This is a genomic window from Microcystis sp. M049S2 (assembly GCF_020245625.1).
GTDB lineage: Bacteria > Cyanobacteriota > Cyanobacteriia > Cyanobacteriales > Microcystaceae > Microcystis > Microcystis ichthyoblabe_A.
Genome location: NZ_JADBUN010000129.1, coordinates 1 through 3,596, shown reverse-complemented (window position 1 = coordinate 3,596; position 3,596 = coordinate 1). Strand labels below are relative to the sequence as shown.

The following is a 3,596-nucleotide window of genomic DNA, read 5'->3' as shown; positions in this document are numbered from 1 at the left end:
TTTTGAAGGGGTCAATTACCTAATTTTCAGGGAAAAAGTCCCTGAATTTTCCCCCCGATCACTCCCATATCTGGTACTTTTTGATTTACAAAAACTCTAAAAGTCTTAACCCACAAGGGTTTTACCATTATTCAGCAAGCCCTATATAACAGTTTTATGAGAAAGGCTGTTAATTAATCGTCGCTGTTCCTTGTTCCCTTCTCTTAGCATTAACTTGAATTTTGTCTGGCTACTTCAAATGACTGATAACTAATATTAATAATTATCGTACCTCATGAGATTAGGAAATTCTCTAAAAAAGCAAAAAGGGAAATATATTCCCTTTTTCTAGCTTTTATGGACCCAGATCCTAAACGATTTCGGGTTTAACACCTCTTTGGTCGAGAACTTTCTGTAATTCAGCTTCGTCGGTTTTGGTCAAAGAAGTGCGTAACACTTTACCTCCGTAGGGGGCCACTTCATCGAGGACTTTATCGGGGGTAACTTTTTGGACGAGAACAAAGAGAGCAGAGGTACTGGGCTGCATGGTTTCTCCCAATTCCCGCATAAAATTGTCATCCACACCGATATCACTTAAAGCACCTCCCAAAGCGCCACCAGCAGCACCGAGGACGGCCCCTAATAAAGGGGATAAAAAGAGCATTCCGATTAATAACCCCCAGAAACTGCCACTAGCGGCTCCCGCTGCCGTTAAATTGACCGCTTGCTTGAGTTTAATCTCACCATCTTTGTTTTTAACCACTACGGCGGCATCTTCTAGCTCGATGAGATGTTCCCGTTGCAGTTTAGCCAAAGTTAAACGAACTTCTTCTGCTTTAAATTCGTCCTCATAGGCGATGACAAATAGATCAGCCATAGTTTTTCCTCGATTATTAACAAATAAAACCTTTATACACTACTTTTGCCGGATTAAAAGTTTGAGGTACGGGAGAATACCGAAAACCCATGGGGATTAGGTGTCATAAATACGCGCTTCAAAAGCATCGGGATTTTCTTGACAGTATTCCTCAAAATAGGTTTTTTCCGGTTTTTTAGCGCGTTGGTGTGCCAATTCTGCCTGTAATTCCTCAACAATATCCCAAGCTGCGGCACAATCGGGAGAATTTCCTCCTTTTTCAGCACACACTGCCCGGGCAATATCTCTAGCTTTGATAATCTCCGCTTCTAAATCAAGACTGCGGGGCTTTTCGACGGCGTTACCTTTATGGAGAATGTCACTAACAGAGATAACACCGAGCAAACCGCCTTTAATTACCGGTGCGAAACGAATACCAGTATTAGCAAATAAGCGGGCCACATATTCAACCCCGAGGTCGGGATTAATCACGATGCAGGGTTTGCTCATCACTTCATAGACGCGCACTTTTTGCGGATCTTGACCGAAAGCGACGACTTTATAGACAATATCGGTTTCAGTAATAATTCCGTAAGCATCTTCATCGTGACGGCGATCAACAATGAGAGTTCTAATGTTCTTTTCTCTCATCAATTGTACTGCTTTGGCAACGGTTTCAGAACCTTTAATCTTGGCCACCTCCGTGGTCATAATTTCAGCTGCTTTCATAGTCATATTTGGAGAAGTTAAGTTGTGCCTTTGTTATTTTAAGACATAAACTGACCCCTAATACTGACGGCTGACGGCTAAAAAACCGCTCCCCGATTAACGCCATTCCACCAGTTGTCGTTCTTGGACAACCAAACCATATACTGTCTCGGTTTGACGGGCTAAATTCGCCCAATGAAAGCGTTTTTCTAGGTCTTCATAGGCGTTATTAGCTAATTCGTGGGCGTATTCGGGATGATTTAAAACCTCCAAAATGCCCCAAGCGAGGGAATCGGGATTATTGACCCGGGTGACAATTCCCGTTTGACCATGACGGACAACTTCGGGAAAACCGCAGGTATCGGAAACCACCACGGGAACCCTAGCGGCGAAACTTTCCAGGGCGACAATGCCAAAAGGTTCGTAAAGACTGGGAAAAACGGCACAATCGGCCACGGTTTGGAAGCGATCGAGGTTTTCATCGGACATAAAGCCCGTAAAATAACAATGATGCCAGATACCAAGATGCCAGGACTGTTGTTTGAGTTTGTCGGTATTGCCGCCACCGATAATAACAAATTTAGTTTTAGCCCCAGTCTGAGCGAGGACTTTTGGGGCAGCGTTGAGTAACACCGAAACCCCCTTTTCAAAGGTCATGCGCCCGACATAATAGACGATTTTTTCGTGATCTTCGGCATATTGACGACGAAAAGCTCGGTAATCAAAGTTAGGGTCTCTTTGCTTTTTCTCGGCCCGAATACCGTTATAAACCACATCGATTTTATCCCAGGGTGCGCCCAAAGCCCGATGGACTTCATGACGCATATAGCCGGTACAGACGATGACGCGCCAAGCATTATAGACGAGGGTTCCCTCTTTGCCGGCGATATAGCGTTGGGTGTCGGTGTGCAGTCCGTTATAACGTCCGTATTCCGTGGCGTGAATCGTGGCAATCAGGGGTATTTTAAAGAGATGTTTCAGGGCGATGGCTGCATCCCCTACTAACCAATCGTGGGCGTGAACAAGGTCAAATTTTCCGTATTCGGCGATTATTTTGCCGCCTTGTTGTCCCATGCTGTTATTCATGTTGACCACCCAATGGAAAAAGTCATTGCCGGGGGGTACGGGGACGCGGTGGATGTGAATACCTTCCACCAGTTCATAACTGGGGGCCTGACCGAATTCGATCGTGATTAAATGGACTTCATGACCGAGTTTGACGATTTCGGGATAGAGTTCGGCGACATGACGGGCGATACCGCCCACTAATCGCGGTGGAAATTCCCACGCCAAGACTAAAATCCTCATTTTTCCCTAACCTCGACCTGATTTAAGCTTGTAGGTAATCATTACATCCCCATGATATCTATTTTGGCTCTGGTTTCTTCCTCTAATTGCCACTCTCCCTGCGCCAGTCTGGAGAGGATTTCTTGTCGCCACTTGTTTAATTGTTCCTGAAAAGCGGCCGTTTGTAGATCGTTGCGCCAGAAAATTAGGGCTGATTCGCCAGTTTGCGAATAATAATTTTTCCGCTCTCCAGCGACGCGGAAGCCAAAATGCTCGTAGAGTGCGATCGCTGACTGGTTCGATACCCTTACCTCTAGCGTAGCCCTTTCCAGTTGTCTTTGTACAGCCTTTTCAAGCAGTTTGTAGAGAAGCAGTTTTCCTAATCCTTGTCTTTGATAGTCGGGATAAATTGCCAGGAGGGTAATATGCGCTTCTTCGAGAATTGCCCAAGAACAAGCTAATCCGATTAGGGTTTCGTCCTCCCCGTCCAGGGTAAGAATTAATAATTCACTGTTGGGGCTGTTTAATTCCCGTTCATAACCAGATAGGGTCCAAATACCGCCGAGACTGCTGCGATCGAGGGACACCATGGCGGCAAGATGCTCTGATTTTGGGGTTTTAAGCTGGATTTTTGGCATTTATCGGGGAACGGGAGAGGGAGCAGGGTGTGGGGTGTGGGGTGTGGGGTGTGGGGTGTGGGGAGTAGGGTGTGGGGTGTGGGGTGTGGGGTGTGGGGTGTGGGGTGTGGGGCGTAGAGTGTGGGGAG

Annotated in this window: 4 protein-coding genes; all 4 read right to left on the bottom strand. The window is 46.2% G+C overall.

Going from position 1 to position 3,596, the window contains the following annotated elements; genetic code table 11:
• Positions 1 to 349 precede the first annotated feature (349 nt).
• Positions 350 to 856 carry a DUF1269 domain-containing protein gene (locus tag IM496_RS10935; RefSeq protein ID WP_194018308.1) on the bottom strand — a complete coding sequence of 169 codons (507 nt, stop codon included), beginning with the start codon at positions 854 to 856 and terminating at the stop codon, positions 350 to 352.
• Between the two features lie 96 nt (positions 857 to 952).
• On the bottom strand, positions 953 to 1,570 hold the full coding sequence (locus IM496_RS10930) for a CP12 domain-containing protein (protein ID WP_002756663.1): 618 nt from the start codon (positions 1,568 to 1,570) through the stop codon (positions 953 to 955).
• Positions 1,571 to 1,660: 90 nt separating this feature from the next.
• Positions 1,661 to 2,851 (bottom strand): glycosyltransferase family 4 protein, encoded by a 1,191-nt coding sequence (locus tag IM496_RS10925; RefSeq protein WP_194018307.1) that lies wholly within the window; start codon positions 2,849 to 2,851, stop codon positions 1,661 to 1,663.
• A gap of 41 nt (positions 2,852 to 2,892) precedes the next feature.
• Positions 2,893 to 3,468: a ribosomal protein S18-alanine N-acetyltransferase gene (gene rimI / locus IM496_RS10920; protein ID WP_194018306.1), complete on the bottom strand. Its 576-nt coding sequence runs from the start codon at positions 3,466 to 3,468 to the stop codon at positions 2,893 to 2,895.
• Positions 3,469 to 3,596 lie beyond the last annotated feature (128 nt).